Annotated in this window: 14 protein-coding genes; 6 read left to right on the top strand and 8 right to left on the bottom strand. The window is 57.7% G+C overall.

What is annotated here, in order from left to right:
- Positions 1–40: 40 nt before the first annotated feature.
- The 3 genes from A15D_RS07550 to A15D_RS07540 all read right to left on the bottom strand — a co-directional run bounded on the left by A15D_RS07550 (position 41) and on the right by A15D_RS07540 (position 6,927).
- The gene (locus A15D_RS07550) at positions 41–4,840 is read right to left on the bottom strand and encodes an NAD-glutamate dehydrogenase (protein WP_102791424.1); all 4,800 of its coding nucleotides are present in this window, start codon (positions 4,838–4,840) and stop codon (positions 41–43) included.
- Between the two features lie 117 nt (positions 4,841–4,957).
- Positions 4,958–5,272, bottom strand: a complete 315-nt coding sequence (locus tag A15D_RS07545; protein ID WP_102791423.1) for a DUF2288 domain-containing protein — start codon at positions 5,270–5,272, stop codon at positions 4,958–4,960.
- A gap of 242 nt (positions 5,273–5,514) precedes the next feature.
- On the bottom strand, positions 5,515–6,927 hold the full coding sequence (locus tag A15D_RS07540) for an alkaline phosphatase (RefSeq protein WP_102791422.1): 1,413 nt from the start codon (positions 6,925–6,927) through the stop codon (positions 5,515–5,517).
- A gap of 274 nt (positions 6,928–7,201) precedes the next feature.
- Between A15D_RS07540 and A15D_RS07535 the strand changes: the two genes are divergently transcribed.
- On the top strand, positions 7,202–9,808 hold the full coding sequence (locus A15D_RS07535; protein ID WP_233192146.1) for a hybrid sensor histidine kinase/response regulator: 2,607 nt from the start codon (positions 7,202–7,204) through the stop codon (positions 9,806–9,808).
- Positions 9,809–9,830: 22 nt separating this feature from the next.
- Here the strand turns inward: A15D_RS07535 and A15D_RS07530 are convergent, their stop codons facing one another.
- Positions 9,831–11,903, bottom strand: coding sequence for an ATP-binding protein (locus tag A15D_RS07530; protein ID WP_102791421.1), 2,073 nt, complete (start codon positions 11,901–11,903; stop codon positions 9,831–9,833).
- Positions 11,904–12,088: 185 nt separating this feature from the next.
- On the opposite strand from A15D_RS07530, the gene metG reads away from it, so the two are divergent.
- Positions 12,089–14,125 (top strand): methionine--tRNA ligase, encoded by a 2,037-nt coding sequence (metG, locus tag A15D_RS07525; RefSeq protein ID WP_102791420.1) that lies wholly within the window; start codon positions 12,089–12,091, stop codon positions 14,123–14,125.
- 100 nt (positions 14,126–14,225) lie between these two features.
- Here the strand turns inward: metG and A15D_RS07520 are convergent, their stop codons facing one another.
- Positions 14,226–15,065, bottom strand: coding sequence for a polysaccharide lyase family 7 protein (locus tag A15D_RS07520; protein ID WP_102791419.1), 840 nt, complete (start codon positions 15,063–15,065; stop codon positions 14,226–14,228).
- 312 nt (positions 15,066–15,377) lie between these two features.
- A complete protein-coding gene (locus tag A15D_RS07515; protein WP_102791418.1) occupies positions 15,378–16,073 on the bottom strand; it encodes a Crp/Fnr family transcriptional regulator in 696 nt (231 codons plus the stop codon).
- 128 nt (positions 16,074–16,201) lie between these two features.
- Here A15D_RS07515 and A15D_RS07510 point away from each other — a divergent pair, with 128 nt between their 5' ends.
- The 3 genes from A15D_RS07510 to A15D_RS07500 all read left to right on the top strand — a co-directional run bounded on the left by A15D_RS07510 (position 16,202) and on the right by A15D_RS07500 (position 19,166).
- Complete coding sequence (locus A15D_RS07510; protein WP_022986246.1) at positions 16,202–16,987, top strand: class II aldolase/adducin family protein; 786 nt, start codon at positions 16,202–16,204, stop codon at positions 16,985–16,987.
- Between the two features lie 11 nt (positions 16,988–16,998).
- Positions 16,999–17,592 (top strand): HD domain-containing protein, encoded by a 594-nt coding sequence (locus tag A15D_RS07505; protein WP_102791417.1) that lies wholly within the window; start codon positions 16,999–17,001, stop codon positions 17,590–17,592.
- Positions 17,593–17,807: 215 nt separating this feature from the next.
- Positions 17,808–19,166, top strand: a complete 1,359-nt coding sequence (locus A15D_RS07500; protein ID WP_102791416.1) for an oxygenase MpaB family protein — start codon at positions 17,808–17,810, stop codon at positions 19,164–19,166.
- Positions 19,167–19,203: 37 nt separating this feature from the next.
- Here the strand turns inward: A15D_RS07500 and A15D_RS07495 are convergent, their stop codons facing one another.
- A complete protein-coding gene (locus A15D_RS07495; RefSeq protein WP_022986249.1) occupies positions 19,204–19,635 on the bottom strand; it encodes a hypothetical protein in 432 nt (143 codons plus the stop codon).
- Between the two features lie 202 nt (positions 19,636–19,837).
- Here A15D_RS07495 and A15D_RS07490 point away from each other — a divergent pair, with 202 nt between their 5' ends.
- The gene (locus tag A15D_RS07490; RefSeq protein WP_102791414.1) at positions 19,838–20,368 is read left to right on the top strand and encodes a glycine zipper 2TM domain-containing protein; all 531 of its coding nucleotides are present in this window, start codon (positions 19,838–19,840) and stop codon (positions 20,366–20,368) included.
- Positions 20,369–20,425: 57 nt separating this feature from the next.
- Here the strand turns inward: A15D_RS07490 and A15D_RS07485 are convergent, their stop codons facing one another.
- Positions 20,426–21,334, bottom strand: a complete 909-nt coding sequence (locus A15D_RS07485; protein ID WP_102791413.1) for an oxidoreductase — start codon at positions 21,332–21,334, stop codon at positions 20,426–20,428.
- Positions 21,335–21,575 lie beyond the last annotated feature (241 nt).

Genomic DNA, 21,575 nt, shown 5'->3' with positions numbered 1-21,575 from the left:
CATTACGGCCATCAACACAGTCACCTCAGAGCGTTTTCACCTACAGGCTGCGTAACTTGCGCAATTCACGCACCCCTACCGCCAGTGTCATGAAATCATGGGGACTGTCCGCCTGCAGACTCTGCAGCCGGTGCATGCCGAACTGTACCTTGTTGCGGGATTTCTCCTGCCAGGCCGTGAACCGGGCATCGGCACTATCGCCTTCCTGCTCCAGTACCTTGGCCGCCACCTGCCGATGCAGGCGGTAGGTATCCTCGCGCAGATTGGCCCGGGCCAGCGCCTGCCATTTCCCTTGCACATTCAGATCAATGATCGCCGACAGCAGCCAGAGAATATTGAGCCGGTCGCCTACCGCGAAGTACACCTGAGCCGCCATGGCGAGGGGCACCTGTGCCTGCGAGGCGAGCTCGACAATATCCGGCGCGCTACCCAGCACCATGGTGTTGGCCAACAATCGGGCTTCTTTGGCAGGAACCCCATCGTCCCCCATGCCCTCTACCGCCTGCTGCCATTCTTCCCGGTAACTGCCCGGCAGGACCTCTGGCAGCATGGCTTCCAGCTCGGCGATGGGCTTGCGGTATCGATTCACCGCCTCTGCCACCGGGCGACGCCCCCACTTGTAGAACAGCAACCAGGTGGTCATGTGCTTCATGAGCCCAATCACGCGGCCGTACAAGCGCAACTGCACCTGACTGTCCACCTGCCCATCCAGACCATCCACCGGTGCCCAGTAGAGGTCGCCATCAAAAACGGCATGGGCCATGGCGTACGCTTTCACCATACGATGCCGGGACAAGCCATGCTCATCGGCGAAACGATGCACAAAGGCAAATCCCATGCGGTTAACCACAGCATTGGCCAGCACCGTGGCAATCAACTCCCGGCGCAGGCCATGTTGCAGCAAGTCGTCGCGATAGTGCTGAACCATTTCGTCCGGGAAATAGTGAAGCACATCCTGATCGAAGAACGGGTCGTCTGGCACGTCCGACGCCAACACCGCATCAAACAGCGCATTCTTGGTGTACGACAGCAGCACTGACAGTTCGGGGCGGGTCAGCCCCATGCCTCGGGTGCGACGCTCACCAAGACTTTCATCATCCGGCAAGTACTCCACCGCCCGGTTGAGGATACCCTGTCGCTCCAGCGTCCGGAGGTGATTGGCGTGCTCGTCGAGACGACTTTCGGCGTCGTATTCCAGCAGGCTCAACGCCAGGCTTTGTACATAATTATCCCGCAGCACCGAGTTCGCCACGTCGTCGGTCATGCGCTCCAGCATGGGATCACGAGTGTCCCGATCCAGGCGGCCATCGCGCAAGCGCTGGTTGAGCGGAATCTTGATATTTACTTCCCGGTCGGAGCTATGCACACCGCCGGAATTATCAATGGCATCGGTATTGATTCGCCCACCGTTCAGGGCATATTCAATGCGCCCGAGCTGAGTCAGCCCCAGGTTACCGCCCTCGCCCACGACTTCGCAGCGCAGTTCACGGCCATTGATGCGAATCGCCTCATTGGCCCGGTCACCCACCTGGGCATGGCTTTCATTGCTGCCTTTGACATAGGTGCCGATCCCGCCATTCCAGAGCAGTTCCACTGGTGCCTTGAGAATCGCCGTGATCAATTCAGCCGGAGTCAGAGTCCGCTGCGCGATCCCAAGGGCTTCGCAGGCTTGCTCACTGAGTGTCAGACTCTTGGCACTGCGAGAATAGACTTCTGCACCCTCAGACAGGCAAGTACGATCGAAATCATCCCAGCTGGCACCACGGGTGTTGAACAGCCGCTGGCGCTCCACGAATGTGGCCGCCGGATCAGGATCCGGGTCGATAAAAATGTGCAGGTGGTTAAACGCTGCCACCAGCCGAATTTGTTCCGACAACAACATGCCATTGCCGAAGACATCGCCTCCCATGTCGCCAATACCGGCCACAGTAAAGGGCTGCTTCTGGATGTCCTTGCCCTTTTCACGGAAGTGCCGCTTCACACTTTCCCAGGCGCCGCGGGCGGTGATGCCCATCTTCTTGTGGTCGTAGCCTGCCGAGCCGCCAGAGGCAAAGGCATCGCCCAACCAAAAACCGTATTCGTCCGCCAGACCGTTAGCGATATCCGAGAAAGTCGCGGTCCCCTTGTCGGCGGCCACGACCAGATAGGGGTCATCCTTGTCATGGCGCACCACCCCAGGGGGCGGCACGATCGTCTCCCCTTCCCGGTTATCGGTGATATCCAGCAGGCCACGGATGAACTGCTTGTAGCAGGCGATCCCTTGTTTCTGCCAGGCATCACGGTCCGCCGGGTTCCCCTGCTTGACCACGAAACCGCCCTTGGCACCCACCGGCACAATGATGGCATTCTTGACCATCTGGGCTTTGACCAGGCCAAGCACTTCAGTGCGAAAATCCTCGCGACGATCTGACCAACGCAACCCGCCACGGGCCACCGGCCCGCCTCGCAGATGGATACCCTCCATTTGCGGGGAGTACACAAAGGTTTCAAACATGGGCAGCGGTTTGGGTAATTCGGATACCACCGTCGGGTCCAGCTTGAGACTGACCCAGGACTTGCTATCCCCGTGCTCATCCGGTTGATAGAAATTGGTCCGCAAGCCTGCCCGCACAACGCTCAGGAACGCCCGCAATACCCGGTCCGCATCCAGAGAGGCCACCTGATCGAGGTGATGGTCCAGTGCCTGGGCCAGTTTCACGCCGTCATCCCTGCGCTGGCTGTCGCTACAGGAAGGATCAAAACGGTTCTCGAACAATTGCACCAATAACCGTGCAATCACAGCATGGTCCGCCAGCAACTGCTCCATATAGCTTTGCGAATACGGCAGCCCGGTTTGCACCAGATACTTTGTCAGGGTGCGCAGGCAAACCACCTGCCGGGCATCCAGCCCCGCCAGCAACACCAGTCGGTTGAGCCCATCGTTTTCGATGCGTCCCTGCCAACAGACAAGAAAGGCTTCTTCGAAATAGCGCTTCTGCTGGACCGGACCCAACGCGCAATCGCCGGCGACACGGACATCAAACACCTGGATCCACTGATCGGCTTCTTCACGCACGCTCACCCGGGTCGGGTCCTGACTGACCACTCGCAAGCCAAAGTGCTCCAGCATGGGCAGCACATCCGACAGACCAATCGGTTTTTCCCGGGAATAGAGTCGCAAGCAGGTGGGACAGGCAGGCCCTTCCTCACTGGCCACCGCCAAAGACGGCAACACCGGCTGGTCGGCAGACAACTGCGACAGGTAGTGAATGTCAGCGGCAGCCTCCATGGCACGCGTGGTTTCCTGATACCCCACCGGAAAGGCGCTGGCATAACGTCGCGCCAGGCTCACTCCCTCATCGCCATCTTCGTGCAGCACCTCCCGTAATTGATCCGACCAGGACCGCGTCACGGATACCAGTCGCTCCTCCACCTGGCTTTCGCTCATGGCCAGATGCGTTCCCTGGGGAATACGGATAATGCAATGGATACGCGCCAGCCCTTCACGGAGGAAGTCAACCGTGCGCTCCACCGACAAGCCATTACACAAGCTCTTCAGCTCATTGGTAACGTGGTCACGTAATTCACGTGAGTAGCGCTCGCGACTGAGGTAGACCATGCAGGAGTAAAAGCGACCGTAACGATCACGGCGCATGAACAGGCGCAAATGATGACGGTCACGCAGGGCCCGGATGCCCATGCAGATGTGATAGAGCTCTTCTTCACTGCACTGAAACAATTCATCACGGGGCAACTGGTAAATGATGTCTCGCAAGTGCTTGCCGGAATGGGAGCGCTCGGGCAACCGTGACCGCTCCAGCACGTAGTTCACCTTGCGGCGAATCAGCGGAATATCCCGGGGACGATTGATATAGGCATCCAGGGAAAACAGGCCGATATAGCGGTCCGTGCCCTCTACACTTCCGTCTTGCGCCAACCGCTTGATGGAAATCACATCCATGTAATGAGGGTGATGGATCGAAGAACGGGCGTTGGCCTTGGTTACGACCACCAGCCGGCCATGGCTGATGTACTTGGCCATTTCATCATGGGGGGCGATGAACTCATCCGCATCGGCATAACGGCTGCCATGCCTGGCAATGCCCAGGCCGGCATCATTTTCCAGATGCAGTTGCATGCCATCATCCACAGCCTCTGCATGGGAGCGGGCATAGCCAAGAAAGGTAAAGTGGTCCTGGCTTAACCACTCGATAAACGCACCCGCTTCTTCCAGTTCTTGCTGGTCCCGTTCCGGAAAATGACCAGAAAGATTCTCACGGGTTGCCTGCAGGTTGGCGAGCATTGCCGGATAATCCGCTACCACCACCCGCAACTCCCCCAGCACCAGCTCCAACTGCTCCTGCAAGCGGGCATAGGCCTCAGGACTGCCCAGCGGCTCGAATTCGACATGGATCAGCGATTCCGCAGGGTGTTCACCGTCGCCAACCCCTTGCACCTGGATGATCTGGCCTTTGTCATCGCGCCGTAGCTGCACCACCGGATGAATGGTCCAGTCGATGGCGGTACCCGCATCTCTCACCGCCATCGCCACCGAGTCCACCAGAAATGGCATGTCGTCAGCCACGGTTCGCAGGCAAGCCATGTCACCCGGACGAGCCGGCGGTTCGATCTGAATCAGTAATTCGCGGTCGCGGTGGCGGGCCAGCTGCCAATGCTGCCAGGCCATCTGGAAAAGCTGTTCAGGGGGACGTGCGGTCAGCGCGGCAAGACTGGCCATCTCGAAATAGGCGGCCAGAAAACGACGGAACAGGCTTTGTTCCTCGGGGTTGACCTGTGCGGCGACGAGACTTTCCAGCTGCGCCTGCAACAGGGCCTGACGCTGGGCGATGTCATCCTGCATCGAGTCCTCCGGCATCCGTCAGAGTGAGGGCATCACAGCCCTTTTGTTCACTCTATACCGGGGTTGGTGACGATTGCCACCCTTGCAAAAACGACGGGGGAAGACCGGACTTGTGTCTTACTGTAGCCGCTCAGGCTGTACCAGCACCCAGGGCATAACCACCACACTCCAAAGAGTCTGGTCTGCGTCATACCACTGTGTTGCCTGCGGGTCCGACACCTTGTCGACCAGCCCCTTTTCACGCCAAAGACTGATCTCGGCGGCGTTATCTTCCGAAAACGCCACCGCCACATCCACAAGGTCCAGACCCGGCGCCACATAGATGGTCTGGCCGCGGGCAAAAAAGGGCTGCAACTCGGCCCAGCTGGCCTTGGCGGTTTCCTGGTTCAGTTTGGCTTTCAGGATATCGCGGTCTTCACCGTTAGCAGACATGGTCGCCTCCGTATTCTGGGGCGGGCATTATCCTTGATGGGATGTGAAGAGGCAAAACGGGGAAAAAGAAACGCCCGCCATCTTTGGGGGTATGGCGGGCGGGCTGTACCGGGCCGAAATTGAACATCCGTGTTCTATCGCGTCCTTGCGAGATTAACTGTAGTCCTGTTGGTGCGACGCCTTAAGTCGCAAATCGCCCGACTTCATGTAAGCCTTTTGCTATACACGCCGCTGACAATAGCTTACGACCAACGGATTTCCTGGCTTGCCTCCGCCACATGCCGCCGTCTGCGGTCATAAAGATCAAAGCGGGCCCCTTCTTCAGTGAAGGCCACCATGGAAAACGCATTGTCGCTGAAGACCTGCCCCGGCACATTCACCTGCCCCAGTGGACGCCCCCAGCCGCCATAGAGCAGGCCAGGCACCCGAATCATCGGCCGATACCAGCGGAACGCCATCAGTGCGGTGGGCCAGAACAGGCCGGAACAGGTCCAACTGTGCACCTGCTTGCCACCATTGAGGGTGAGGTTCGCATAGAGCGACGCATGGACATCACCACTGAGTACAACCAGCTTGTGACTGCGACTTTGCGCCATGGCCGTCAGCAAACGCTGTCGCTGATAACGGAAGCCTTCCCAGGCATCTTTGCCACGGAACGGGCGGCGCTGCTCCGGAAACAGCACCACAGACGTCACCAGTACCTTGATCCTGTCGGGATCCGTGTCCAGCCAGCGCACAAAGGCCTGCTCCTGCTCTTCGCTGATCATGCGCCGTTGCCAGGACCAGCGGCTCAATACCCGCTCAGTACGAACATCCATCACAAAGAAATCGGCAGGCCCACGGGAAAAGGTGTACCAGAAGCGATCCGGATCACGATCCAGGTAGGTGCCAGCCTCATTGAGCGGGGCCGCCGGGGAATGGGAGGCCTGATAAATCTGGTACGCCTTGATGGCCGCCGGGTACTTGCTGGTCCAGCGGTCAGCATTGGCTCGTTCCGGCCAGTTATTCTCGATCTCATGATCATCCAGAATCATGTAGCTGTTGGTTTCCCGTAACAGCCTGGCCAGGTTGGGCTGGGCAAAACTTTCCCGGTACAGGGAAGAAAACTCTTCGCGATTATCCGCCGCACCAATGTTGTAAAGGGAGTCGGCGTAAACCTGATCGCCCCCAAACAACACAAAATCGGGCTTTTCACGGGTGGACAGGTCAGACATTTCGGCAAAGATCTTGTCGGCTCTGTCGTCCTGGATCTTGCCGTCAAAACCCACAAACCGGTAGCAACAGGAGCCAAACAGAAAGCGGGTCTGATCTGCATCCGGCTGGTTGGTCACAAAGGTGCCCTCACTGGCAGCGGACCAATCCAGTTCTGCCGGCTCTTCATCCGGAACCCAACCCGCCTGATAGTGATAGCGGGTACCAGGCGCCAGATCATTAAGAATCACCACCCCGGAACCATCAAAATTGCCATTCAAGCGAAAACGACGGGCGTCGGACCATTGCGGCTCACCTTCGCGGCGCCAACGGATACGCCCCCACAGAAACTTGCTGCCGGCAGCCAGGGTTCCCTGGGGCAAGGCACCAAACAGGCGCACATGAGTATTGCCGGCCTCCCCCACTATCGGCCCGACGGCGAAGCGTTCCACTATCCTTGTCATTGTTATCCCCTTGATTGAGCCCCCCGGCCCACACTGCTAGCATCTCAGTAGCTTACCTACCTATTGCCAGGATCGATTCATAGTGTGCAAGGACGCTGGATACGCCCTTTATCTTGTTGTTGCCATCTTTCTGATGTGCCTGTCTTCTGCAAGTACAGCTGACAGTACAGGCACGCAGATTATTGCTGAACAACAACAGAGTCTACAGCCCTATGACGGGCTGCAATATTTTTGTTCCTCTCCGGAGGATATTCCGGACATTACGGGTATCCAGATGCGCAGTGACCTGAACTGGCACTCCGCCGGGGGCAAAGCCCCTAACCTGGGGTTTACCTCACAACAGTGCTGGTTCCATTTTTCCGTTCGCAACCTGAATCATCTGCACCATGAGTGGCAGCTTCGCGTGGATTACGCCATGCTCGGTGAGATTGATGTCTATCAGATTGATGCAGGCGGCACGCTGATTGCCCACTATCAGGCCGGTATGGACCGGGAATTTTCGCTACGCCCCAATCTGCAGCCTACACCGGTATTTCCGCTTTCCCTGCCCGCCGGTCAAAACAGTGATATCTATCTGCGGGTCGCCTCTGCCCACAGCATTCAATTGCCGCTGACGCTGCAATCACGAGAACAATTTGCCGCGTACTCCCAAAATATGACGATTGTGCAAGGGATCTTTTTCGGCGGCATGCTGGTCATGATTCTGTATAACCTGTCTTTGTTCTTTACCGTCAGGGAAAAGGTCTATCTTCTGTATGTCTGCTGGTCCACGGCCATCACCCTTTTTCTCGCCATTTTGCATGGCTATGCACAACGCTATCTGTGGCCCAATTCCCCGCTCGTCAGCAGTTATATCATCCACTTTCTGCTCCCGCTGCTGGTATTGCTTCCTTCCCTGTTTACCCTGCATTTTCTGGCGCTAAAGGAAAAAGCACCGAAAATGGCGGTATGGCTGCGGGGCCTGGTCGCGGTGGGTACGATCCTGTTTCTGGCAGCGCCATTCAGTAGTCGCCAGGCACTGATTCCGATTTCTGTGTTCGCCATTCTGGTGATGGACTTCAGCATCCTTACCATTGGTCTGCTGCGCTTGCGCGCGGGCGACCCCGATGCCCGTATCTTTACCTTCGCCTGGGGCTGCTTCATGGTCGGCGCCGCCACCATGGTGCTAAACAAATATGGGCTTATCCCGCGAACCTCAATCACGGAAAATCTGGTACAGGTCGGCGTATTCCTGGAAGTCGTATTGTTGTCTCTGGCACTGGCCCGCCGCATCAATCGGCTCAAGGAAGCCCATTCGGATTCAATTCGCGAGCGGGCCATCGCAGAGATGGAAGCCTTCAAGGCAGGCGCTCGCAATCATGCCAAAAGTGAATTCCTGGCCACCATGAGCCATGAAATTCGCACCCCGATGAATGGCATCATGGGCATGACTGACCTGCTGCGCCGGACCCCCTTGAGCCAGCAACAAGCCCAATATGTCAGCACCATTTACCAGTCCACCCAATCCCTGTTAACGGTAATCAACGACATACTCGACTACTCACGGATTGAGTCCGGCAAGCTGGAGCTGGACTACCAGCATATTGCCGTCGAAAGCATCGTGGATGATTGTGTCAGGCTGTTCGCATTGCGCTCCAGCGAGAAAAATCTGCCGCTCTACATTCACATCGACAGTCGGGTGCCCGACCAGATTCGCACTGACCCGATCCGCCTGAAACAGATCATCACCAACTTGCTCAGCAATGCGTTCAAATTCACCGAGCGGGGCAATATCGCCCTGCACCTGACCCTCAAGCAGCCGGTCAACAACCAGAACCAATGCGTCTTGATGATCGAGGTCGTCGATACCGGCATAGGTCTGGACGAAGGTCAGCAAGGGGCTTTGTTCCAGACCATCAACGAACTTCCCAATCGTGGCAAGCATGCGGGCGCCGGGCTGGGACTGGTTATCTGTAAACGCCTCACCGATTTGCTCGGCGGCGACATCGGCGTGTCCAGTTCACTCGGCCGCGGCGCCACGTTCTGGCTCTCGCTTCCGGTGGAAGCCGTCAAGTCGCGCCAGCAACCGGCGCTGCGCAATCGCTCAGCCGTGGTCATCTCCAGCACCCCGGCCCAGCTGCTGAGCCTGTCGCAAATCCTCAGCCGCTGGGGCGCCAAGACCCAGGAATTCCGCGATGTGGAAACCGCCCTGGACCCGGCCAATCCCTCCCGGCCGGCGGACTTTGTCGTAGCGGATCTGGCCGTGATGGAAAACCCGCACTATGTCGAGCGCCTACGCAGCCACTATCAGTCACCGACCCTGCTGTTGTTGCACCCCACGGGGGAATCCCTGAGCGAAACCCTGCCAGAAGACCTGCTGATGATCGAGACGCCCTTCTCTTGCCAGGCCCTCAAACGCAGCCTGCTGACCGGCAAGGACGATTCCGGTCACGACGCCCATCTGCAGGAAACCCAAACGGTGATTCTCGACAAGGCCAACCACCTGAACGTGGTCGTTGCAGAAGACAACCCGGTCAACCAGCTGGTGATCGACAGCATCCTCAAGTCCCTTGGCATCCAGCCCACTCTCGTCAGTGATGGGGAGCAAGCTCTGGGGTTACTGCGCGAACAACCCAGCTACTGGGACATCATCTTCATGGATTGCGAAATGCCCATCATGGACGGCTATCAAGCCACCCATGAGATCCGTGACATGGAAGCCCGGCAAAGCAGCCAGCCCCATTGCTGGATCATCGGGCTGTCTGCGCATGCCACCAACGAATACGTGCAAAAAGCCCGCGATGCCGGCATGGATGACTACCTCAGCAAACCGGTATCCCAGCAGCAGGTCAGTGAAGCCCTCAAGCGGGCCCAGCTGTCCATGTCGAAGGGCAGCGCCTGACCCGCGCCCTGCCCTTCCCTGACTACAGCTCGACCAGCGACTGGTCCAGCAAATCAGCACACGTCAGCAGTAATTCCCGGCTTCTTACCGGCTTGCCCATGAAGGCATCGCAGCCGGCATCCAGGCAACGCTGACGGTCCACCGCCAACACATTGGCCGTGAGCGCCAGTACCGGACCGGCAAAGCCTTTTGCCCGCAAGGTCCGTACCGTCTGGTAGCCATCCATCACCGGCATCTGCATGTCGAGCACCACCAAGGCGTACCCGTCATCCTCCTGGTAACGATCACAGGCCTGCTGGCCATTTTCCGCCTCGACCACCGACATCCCGGCCCGCTCCAACAGGGTTTTCACCAGCAGTCGATTGACCTGGTTATCTTCTACCAGCAAGGCTCGCCCCCTCAGCGAGGGCAGCGTCTGGTCACCCGATGCCACGACAGGGGCTGAAGACGAGACCTCGCCAGAAGCAATCTCGAACGGCATTTCCAGGGTAAAGCAACTGCCCCGGCTGTTGCTGACCACCCGGATATCGCCCCCTTGGGCCCGCGCCAGTTCTCGGGCGATGCTCAGCCCCAGACCACTTCCCATATAGCGCCGGGTGTGTGACACATCTGCTTGGGTAAAGGGCTGAAAAATGGTCTGCAGCTGCGTTTCGCTGATGCCGATACCGGTATCCTCCACGCGGATCTGCAGCCGTTGTGCATCACTGTGCCAGCTTGCGTAGATCTGGATTGCGCCCTGCTCGGTAAACTTGAGCGCGTTACCCACCAGGTTGACCACAATCTGGCGCAGGCGGAACACATCGCCGTTCAACGCAGCGGGAAGTTCATCTTCCTGTATCAGTGCCAGCTCCAGCCCCTTTTCTGCGGCCCGCAAGCGAAAACTTTCAACAATGTCGTCAAGCAAGGCCAGAACTGAAAAGATGCTCTCTTCACGATGCAATTGCCCGGCCTCGATGCGGGAAAGGTCCAGCACATCATTAATCAGCGCCAACAGGGCATCGCCATTCTGCTGGATGATATTCAGGTAATGCTGGCGCTCCTGATCACTGCCCCGCCCTTCACGCAACAATTCGGCATAGCCGAGAATAGCGGTCATGGGAGTGCGGATCTCATGGCTCATGTTGGCGAGGAACTGGCTTTTGGTCTTGCTGGCCACTTCGGCCTGGCGGCGGGCAGAAGCGAGCTGGGTCTGGGCATGATCAATGCTGTCGACCATGGCGTTGAAATCTTCCGCCAACTCGCCGATTTCATCATTGCCAAGTACCGGGACACGCTGATCCAGCGTGCCCCCACGGGCAATGGAACGCACCGCGTTATGGACGGACCCAAGGCGCCCGAACAACAGTGACTGGATACGCCAGTACACCCCGGCCACCGTAATCCCGGCCAGAACGCCAAGAATGATCCCCATGATCGCGACAGCAGTATTCTGCATTCCCAAACTGTCGTCAGGCAGCTCCACCACCACTTCAAGTGGTTGGCCACCGAAATACTCCGGAATCGGGAAACGGCCCAGCTGGCCCGCTTCTCCGGCCTCGATCAGGTCGCGCTCAACCGGCAAGCCCTCAGGGACAGGGCGAACGTACAGCGCATGTCCCACCCGGTCTGACAGGTACGCAAGCCAGTGACTGTCCAGCCAGATACCGAGTAGATAAGCCTGACACCCCTGCTCTACAGCCGTACTGAACAGTAGCGGGCGTCCGTTGACCTGTACCACCCCCCAGATAGGAAAGCAGCCATCCTCTTCAAAGCGAACCGCCAGCCGCTCAAAGGCCGGCAGAGCCGCTTCGTTCATCCCCTGGGTGCCCCCCAGCTGATGGCCATCCAGGGAGATCATCAAATCCAGCTGGCCGATCCCGCCCAGATTGCCAGGGGGATAATCCGGCTGACGGCTCCAGTCTTCAGCCCGCACCCGCAACACCGACAGTTGATCAAGAAATGCAGCCTCCACCACACTCAATTCCCGGTCTGCCGCCTCTTGATGCATGGCGGCCAGCAAACCGTGATTGACCCTCCCCAGCGCCAGCAGCGCCACGAGCACACAGGCTGCCGTTGACAGAATCAACAGCCACCGGATACGTGAACGAAGCGTCATTGCGGACTTTCCCCTGAATCACCCGAGAGATAAACCTCAACCATGCCACAGTGGTACACAAAAACGGTAGCCCCGTTACAACCGAATGGCCCCACCCAACCCACCAACGGAAGGCACGGGATGAAAATAGTGCAGTCTCGCCGTATCATAGGCGCCCCATTTCCCGGATAAATGACACCGTTCTCATGAGTGACACGCCACGCAAGATCCTGGTGACCAGCGCCCTGCCCTACGCCAATGGCCCCATCCATCTGGGCCACCTGCTTGAATACATCCAGACCGACATCTGGGTGCGTTTCCAGAAGCTCCGCGGGCAGATGTGCACCTATGTCTGTGCCGATGATGCCCACGGCACCGCCATCATGCTCAAGGCAGAAGAGAACGGTATTACCCCGGAACAGCAGATCGCCCAGGTGAAGGCCGATCACGAGAAGGACTTTGCCGACTTCCAGATTCGTTTCGACAACTACTACAGCACCCACAGCCCGGAAAACCAGGCGCTGTCAGAGATGGTCTTCCAGCGAAACAAAGACGCAGGCTACATCGTCGAGAAGACCATCACCCAGCTTTACGACCCGCAGAAAGGCATGTTCCTGGCCGACCGTTTCGTCAAGGGCACCTGCCCGAAGTGCAAGGCGGAAGACCAGTATGGCGACAACTGTGAAGTCTGCGGTGCGACCTACTCCCCCGCAGAGCTGATCGAGCCCTACTCTGCCGTCAGTGGCGCCACCCCGGTAGAAAAGGACACCACCCAGCTGTTCTTCGACTTGCCCAAATTCGAGCCGCTGTTGCGCGAGTGGACCCGTTCCGGCGCTTTGCAGGAGCAAGTCGCCAACAAATTGCAGGAATGGATCGAAGACCTGCAACCCTGGGACATTTCCCGGGAAGCGCCCTATTTTGGTTTCGAGATCCCCGGTTACCCCGGCAAGTATTTTTATGTCTGGCTGGATGCCCCGATCGGGTACATGGCGAGCTTCAAGAACTACTGCGACCGCGAAGGCCTCAGCTTCGACGACTACTGGGCAGAGGGATCCAACGCCGAGCTCTATCACTTTATCGGCAAGGACATCATCAATTTTCACGGTCTGTTCTGGCCGGCCATGCTGGACGGTGCCGGTCTGCGCAAACCAACGGCTATCTACAGCCATGGCTTTGTCACCGTGAACGGCGCCAAGATGTCCAAGTCCCGCGGCACCTTTATCAAGGCCCGAACCTATCTGGATCATCTCAGCCCCGAATACCTGCGTTATTACTTTGCTGCCAAGCTTTCCAGCCGTGTGGATGACTTTGACCTCAACCTGGAAGACTTTGTCCAGCGGGTGAATTCAGATCTGGTAGGTAAACTGGTGAACATCGCCAGCCGTACCGGTAACTTCGTGAAAAAGTTTGGCGGCACCTTGAGCGCCGAGCTGGATAACCCACTGCTGGTTCGCGAGGTGCAGGAAGCCGCACCGCGGATTGCCGAGTTCTACGAACAGCGTGAGTTTGGCAAAGCCATGCGGGAAATCATGGCGCTGGCCGACCATACCAACGGCTACATCGCCGACAAGGCTCCCTGGTCACTGGCCAAGGAAGAAGGCAAGGAACAGGAAGTGCTGGCCATCTGCACCACCGCCATCAATGTCTTCCGTCTGCTGGTGCTGTACCTGAAGCCGGTATTGCCGGCACTGGCCGAGCGGGCAGAGGCGTTTCTGCAGATCGACCCGCTCCGCTGGGACGATGCCGGGCAGCTTCTGCTGGAGCATGACATTGCCAAGTTCAAGCCCTTGCTTGGCCGGGTAGAAAGCAGCCAGATCGAAGCCATGCTCAGTGATTCAAAGGAGGTTACGGCCGCCTCCAAGGCTTCGAGAGCCCCGGCGAAAGCCAGCAACAAGGCGGGCGACACGGTGGATGACACCATCAGCATTGATGACTTCCTGAAGGTCAAACTGCGCGTGGCGCGCGTTGCCAAGGCCGCTCACGTAGAAGGCGCCGACAAACTGCTGCAACTCACCCTGGATGTGGGAGAGCTGGGCGAACGCAATGTCTTTGCCGGCATCAAGGCCAAATATCAACCGGAGCAGCTGGAAGGCAAACTGGTCGTCCTGGTCGCCAACCTGGCACCGCGCAAGATGAAGTTTGGCGTCTCTGAGGGGATGGTCCTGGCCGCAGGCCCCGGTGGCGAAGACATCTACGTTCTCAGCCCCGATAACGGCGCCGAACCCGGGATGGAGGTGCGCTAACCTGCTCACCCTTTTCTTCTGTTATGAAAGCAATCAGGCACCAACCACCCAGCGTGTTGGTGCCTGCCTTGTTCTTGGGAGCCTCTGAAAACTCCTTGCACTACTGATGGCTGTACGCAAGCTGGCTCATGCCGACCCTGGCACGTCCTTCTGCCGCCGCACTGCCAGACAGGTATAACCCCGCCTTGAAATAACACTTGTAGTCCGCCCAGCCCGACACATTTTCCACGTGCACCAGGCTACCATTCAGAGTAATGAATACCTGATGGTTATAGGCATGCAGTTCAGCCGTCATTTCCGCGTCTGGCCGAGGCATCAATGGCACTTTCTTGTAGCCGCCTTTTTCGTGATAAAACACCGCCACCAGATAATCCTTGTACACTTTACCTCCAATGCTTTGCGCCTTTGCCCAGGTCAGGCGCAACGGCGGTTTGACAGAGGTTTTTTCCTTACGGTGCAGCTGCATCCAGGTGTATTCATTTATCGTGGAATCACTGAGCGTCATTGCCGCCGTCATACGATGATTCCCACCCACTGACCACTCCGGAAACTGACGCAACTCTGAGCGTTTCTTGGGGGAACCTTCCCGCGTCAGATCGAACACCACGTTACCGTTTTCAAAATAGAAGTAGTCCATTTCAGGGTAGGTCAGCAGGGTCTCACTATCAGTGGTCACCTTGCCGATCTTTCCATCCGTCACTTCATATTGCAGCACACTTGAAGAAAAGGGTTTGGCAAACTTTTCCTTGCCCGCAGCTTGTGCGCTGTCACTCCCGCTACTGACAGACTCCTGACTTTCTTTGCCGTAACCCGGCGACGTCACAGCCACACTGGTCTGCTCGTTCTCCGAAGAAACCGCGGCAGGGGAATCGCCGCTACCGCCACAACCGATCACATTGAGGGTAAAAATAAAGACAAACGTTTTATATAAAGAACACATTTTTTATTCCTGAAAACTCTCCTTATGCCAATGAACGCAGCCCTTCCATTTGGCCGCCACAAGAAGTAAGACTTTCTTCTTATTTCCATGAATCGGAGAGAATCCTAGCCACGAAGGAGCCCCTGCTCTACGGGCTTTTCGTTAAAATGTGACTTAAAACGTCTAAGTAATTTAACTTAAAATCTGTCAACGGGATTTGAGGAAGAAAACGCTATAACACGAAAAAGGAATAGACCATTCGCCGATTAAAAATAGCCAAAGGTATTAATTTTAATCGCCTATAAAATATTTTTGTTAGCCAAAAGAATTACCTTAATCTGGACAGCAATCCAGATAGCGTCGCAAGGCATCTTCGCTGCAAATGGTGACCTGCCCGTAACCCAGCTCAACCAACCCCTCACGCTGAAACTGCTTAAGCGTGCGATGAACCCCTTGGCGGGTCATCCCCATCATGTTAGCGATGTGCTCACGGGTCAGCCGCACGGTGACCGGACCGCCCGGCTCTGCACCCCCGCGCTGCATGTCGCACAGAAATAACAACCGCCGCCCGATCCTGACCGTGGTCCCGCGCAAGGCGTCTTCCTGGATGACCGTCATGGCCGACCAGAGCCGACGGCTGATGCACTCGAGCACGACCGGATAGCACTGCGGGTAGCGACTCATCAGGTCCCGAAAATATGCCCCGGGTAATTCCACCAGTGTTGCCTGCGTATGTGCCGTGGCCCCGTAAACCCGGTCGGCACCAGGCGCGAAGACCGCATCGCCCACCCAGGCCCCCTGATCAAACACAATCAAGACCGATTCCCGACCTTCCTGGTTGACCGAATTGATCCGCACCATTCCTCTGGCGATGACGCACAGGAATGTCTGGGGTTCCCCTTTCTCATAGATCACCTCACCCGCCTGAAAATGGCGGATACGGGCATGACGTGCAGCCTCGTCCAGTGCCGCTTCGGGAAAACCGGCGAACAGGGGGCAGTGTTGCAAGGCATCAAGAGCAATAGACATGCGCTAATTGTAAACAGGTTGACAGTCTTGCCAAGAAAAAGCGGCCTACACTCCAGTCATGTCGTATCGACACATCACGGGGAACACCGTGACACCCACAACAACCTGTCTCCAGGGAGAGCGCTACAATGAACAGCCAGGTAAAACTTGACCCAGCCGCCATCACCTCCAAGCAAGCGGATGTCAGCCCCGAAGAGTGGCAACTGCGAGTGGACCTCGCCGCTGCCTATAGATTAGTGGCCTTGTATGGTTGGGATGATCTGATCTTCACCCATCTGTCCGCCCGAATCCCGGGCGATGAGCACCATTTCCTGATCAACCCCTACGGCATGATGTTCGACGAAATCACCGCATCAAGCCTGGTGCGCGTCGACCAGGACGGCAACAAGCTCAACGCCGGCGATTTCGACATCAACCCGGCGGGCTTCACCATTCACAGTGCCATTCATGCCGTACGTGAGGATGCAGTCTGCGTCATGCACACCCACACCACCGCCGGCGTGGCCGTGTCAGCACAGAAAGAAGGGTTGCTTCCTCTGTCACAACAAAGCCTGTTTCCGCTCTCAGGGTTGTCGTATCACGACTATGAAGGGGTCGCACTGCGCGATGACGAAAAAGCCCGCCTGCAGGCCGATCTGGGCAGCACCAACTTCATGATTCTTCGTAACCATGGCTTGCTCACGGTGGGCAGCACCGTGGCGGACACCTTCCTCAACATGTTCATCCTGCAACGGGCCTGTGAGATCCAGCTACAGGCCTTATCGGGCAATCGCCCGCTGACCCCGATTCCTGATGGCATCGTCAACACCATCAAACAACAGGCCTCTCAGGTCACCAAAGGCATGGGGGGCAACCTGGCCTGGCCGGGCCTGCTCCGCAAGCTGGACCGGGAAAACCCCGGTTATGCAGACTGAGGGCCACCGCAATGAACGACATGACACAACCCCGCGCCGCCTTCACCCACATGAAGGACGGCCAGGCCGAGGACTGGAAGATCATTGCCGATAATTTTGGCGAGTTCAGCAAAGGACTGCCGGACCGGATCATGGCGCACCTGCGGCTGCTGGAAGGCGATTTCGGCGGGTTCAGGATCGACCGGTTCCAACACTGCCTGCAAACCGCCACCCTCGCCCATCGCGACGGCAAGGACGATGAATACGTCGTCTGCGCCTTGCTGCATGACATCGGCGATACCCTTGGCACCTTCAACCATGCCGACGTGGCAGCGGTTTTGCTGGAACCCTTTGTCAGCGAAGCCAATCACTGGATGGTGAAGCATCACGCCATTTTCCAGGGGTATTACTTCTTCCATTATCTGGGCATGGACAGGGACATGCGCGAGCACTTTCGCGAACATCCCTTCTATCGGCAAACGCTGGAATTCGTCAGCAAGTACGATTCTCCGGCGTTCAATCCGGATGGAGAGATTCTGCCACTGGATTACTTCGAACCCATGCTGCGGCAGGTTTTCGCCAGCCCGCGCAAGTCACTCTACAAGGACGCCATGAGCAACGGCTGAGGTGCCTCACTGACGCCCTCCCTGGCGGGAGGAGCGTCAGCCCGCGACACGCAAAGTGAACACTCTCAACCTCACTGTTTCCTTTCCCGCCAATCTCCCTGTCATTGCAGGCCAAAAACCCGCAAGTTCTCTACGTGAAATCTTCGGTCATTGTCACCGACCCCGCGTAAACGCTATGTATAAGGGCAATATCGCGCTTTCACAACGAGGTCGTAATGACACAGTCTCTGGATGCACTCTGGGAACAGGTGCGTGCACAGAAAACCCGGATTCCCTCCCTGTATGGCGACATTGATTTTGATGTCACCCCGGAGCGTTTTACCGACGACATCCACACCCGCAGCGCCCTGCCCGAAAAATTCGCAGGCAAGTACCGGGGCAAGATTCTGGCCGACAAGGAAAAAGTGGAACGGGCCCGCGCCTATACCCTGCTCGGTGACAATGTGGCCGATGCATATGCCGCGCTGATGCCCGAATACGGGTTCCGCAACCTGATCACCATGCTCAAGACCGCCTGCGACAAGGGACTGGATGCGGTAGATAATCCGCCCCAGGAACTGAGCGATTTCATTCAGGCCATGGAAGCGACACCGGACTGGGTAGACATGGATCTGGTCCGCGAGGGCGCGCGCCTGAGCCGTAACCAGATGGTCAACCTGGCACCCTATGTTATCCGTGGCGCGTTCGTCGCCACCTTCATGAACAAGTACTCCGGGTTGCCCATGGCCATCACCGGCACCCTGGCCAACGAGTCGGTGAACCAGCGGATCAATGAGACCGCCAGTTTCTTCACCACCGCCACCCTGCCTGGCGCTCTGGAACGCTTTGGCCCAGGTTTCAAGGCGGCCGCCATGGTGCGCCTGATGCACTCCATGGTGCGTTTCAACATCATCAAGCGGGCGACCACCGACAAGGGCGGCCCCTGGGATCCCGCGGTCTACGGCATACCTATCCCGCAGGTAGACCAGATGCCGGCCGGCACCATGCCCGCCTACCTGACGGCGTTCAAGGCCATGCGCAAGGGCCGCAAACATTTCACCCGGCAAGAACGGGCGATCGTGGAACTGTCGCGTTACGAGTGTTTTCTGCTCGGTCTGCCTGCAGAGTTGCTACCCGCAGAAGCCCCGGACATCATCGACACCATGCTCACTTATTCCGGCACGTTGCGTGAAGGGTATGACGACAGCACCTGTGGTGAGCTGACGCGGGCAACCATGTCCGTCTATCGTCCCAAGGATGACAAGCTGATCAGCAAGGTTCACAACGCGGTGGAGCGCAGTTTCTCGAAAGTGTTCTTTACCCAGGCGTTTCTCGGCAAGAAGGACAAATCAAAGGCTGAAGAGATGGGCGTGGCACCCGACGCGCTGGACTATGCCCTGTTCAGCGTCGGTAATCTTTTCATCATGCCGCGCCTGCTGGCCTATCGCACCCTGCAGGATATTCCGGTGGCCAACAAGGTTGCCGACCGCATTCTGGTCAAACGCATCAAGCAACTGCTGGTGGATTACGGTCATGCCGAATACACCACCGATGCCAACCAATACGCCCCGACCACCAGCGAACCCGCTGCCTGACCCTGCCCGCTGCTGTGGGCGCCGGCCTCTGCCACGCCTACAGCAGCAAACCTGCCACCAACAACGACAGTGCCATCAGCCCATGGGGCAGAAACACGTGGCGCCACCCAAGGATCCGCAACAACTCACGGCTTCCCCCGGCGCGCCGGCTACGCTCCCAGCTATCGGCGGTCTGGAACGGCGCGATGTCATCCACCTCACCACGAAAGTGCGCTTCAATTTTTTCTATGCGCGCATAGTGCGCCGACTGAAACGCCTTCCAGTGGCCTTCCACCAGCCAGAACATCAGGCTACCCAGCATCCCCACCCAAAGCAGGGACGGACGATCAAAGAACGCGCCCGATCCGGCCAGAATGCCGGCAAGCGTGACACTCCAGGCCTTGATCGTCAGGGATTTCTGATCGAAAGAATCAATCAGGTGAGTGAGATGGAAGTACTCCGCTTCCAGCTGCTGGTCTCGTTGCGTCACGACTGTCCCCTGTTCATTCATGCCTCGCACCGCGCCATTTAACCTGATCCCCCGGCGCTGCACAAAAACGCATTGCGGCGTTATTGAACATGGCCCTTAAGGAGCCTCTGAATAGCTCCTTAACATTCTTTTGCAACTGTCCACGAACGGATTGCTCCGCCCTGCACTCCAAACCGGAAATAACCGAAATAAGGAGTGAGCCATGAAAAGCGCAGCTATTGCCGGTCTGGGTATCGCAGGTGCCGTGGCTATTGCAGGGGTCGGGTACGGCGCCTACGAGGCCATGACGCCAGCCAAATCCGGATACGCCACCGTCACCAAGGTGGAACCCATTGTTGAACGCTGGGAAGAACCCCGGGAGGTTTGTCAGGATGTCACCAGCACACGGCAAAAACCCACCAAAGATCAGCATCGCGTGACGGGCACCGTTGTTGGCGCCGTTATCGGTGGGGTGGTTGGTCATCAATTTGGTGGCGGCAGCGGCAAAGATGCTGCCACGGCCGGCGGGGCCATTGCCGGTGGCGTGGCGGGCAACCAGATCCAGAAAGGGATGCAACAACGCAACACCGAAACCGTGACCGAACAACAATGTCGCACCGTCATGGAAAGCCGTAGCAAGACCGAAGGCTACGAAGTGACCTACGTCTTCAATGACAACGAAGACACCATCCGCTTGGACAAGAAGCCTGGCGAACGCCTGCGGATCGAAGACGGGGATGTGGTCACCCCCTAACAGGCTGTTGAACCCTCGTTCGAGAACCTGACCCGGTTCTCGAACGACGGTCCGCAATCAGGGGTTCAGATAGTGAACCCCTGTCATATCCTCCGATACCTGCCACAACCGCTGTGCGACTTCCGGGTTATCGGCGATCCGGCGGGCATAGGCTTTGGCCGGATAGCCACGTAGCTCCAACAGCTTGCCATCGGGTCCGTAATATTCCCCGGCCTGCACATCCGCACTGGTCGCCGCCATCACACCCGGCAGGCACCCCATCTCAGCGGGTTGCGCTATCATCGCGTTGAATAACCCTCCGCCTGGTACGGTATCCTGCAAATGGGTCGCGGAGTAACCGGGGTGAGCCGCAAAGGCCCGGATAGGGGAACCGGCCGCCAGTAAGCGTCGATGCAACTCACGAGCAAAGATCAGGTTCGCCAGTTTGCTCTGCGCATAGAACGGCCAGCGCCAGTAGGATTTCTCGGCATTGAGGTTATCCCACATGATCTTGCCGCCCCGATGCACCACACTGGATATCTGCACGATGCGTGGTGCCGGTGCCGCCTCCAAGACCGGCAGTAGCTGCCCTGTCAGCGCAAAATGGCCAAGATGATTGGTGCCAAACTGAATCTCAAATCCGTCTTTGGTGCGCTGCAGTGGTGGCGCCATCAAGCCGGCATTATTGAGCAGCACATCCACCTTGTCGAAACGGCCACTAACCTCCTGCGCAAATTCTTTAACGGAGGCCAGATCAGCCAGATCCAGCGCCATGATCTCCAAACTGGCGCCCGCGGTTTCGGCCATCACCTGCTCGGCCGCAGCTTGCGCTTTGGATGCATTCCGGCACGCCATGATCACCTGCGCGCCATTGGCCGCAAACAGCTTGACGGCCTCCAGCCCAATACCACTGTTCGCGCCGGTCACCAAAATGGTCTTATTGCTCAAATCCGGAATATGGTCCGGCCGCCAGGTGGATCTTCCCATCTCATGCTCCTTGCAGAGACTCGTGTCTCGTCCGATTTCGGTAGCGCTATAGTGCGCATTCAGCACACCAATCAAAACCACCCAAACATGCATTGTCCCGGTATAACCGGTCAGTCAGGTTTCACGAACGCTCGCCGGGCAGAGGTTACCTGGCTGCGCACCGCGCAGTCCGGATGATGATCATTCAGGGAGTCTCTGGATAGCGCCTTGCGTGCTCAGCGTGGCCTGAAGCGTGCAGCTG

Origin of the sequence: Alcanivorax sp. MD8A, from assembly GCF_002888555.1 — a bacterium.
Taxonomy (GTDB): domain Bacteria; phylum Pseudomonadota; class Gammaproteobacteria; order Pseudomonadales; family Alcanivoracaceae; genus Alcanivorax.
The sequence above is the reverse complement of the archived record's forward strand: the minus strand, read 5'-3'. Positions and strand labels throughout refer to the sequence as shown.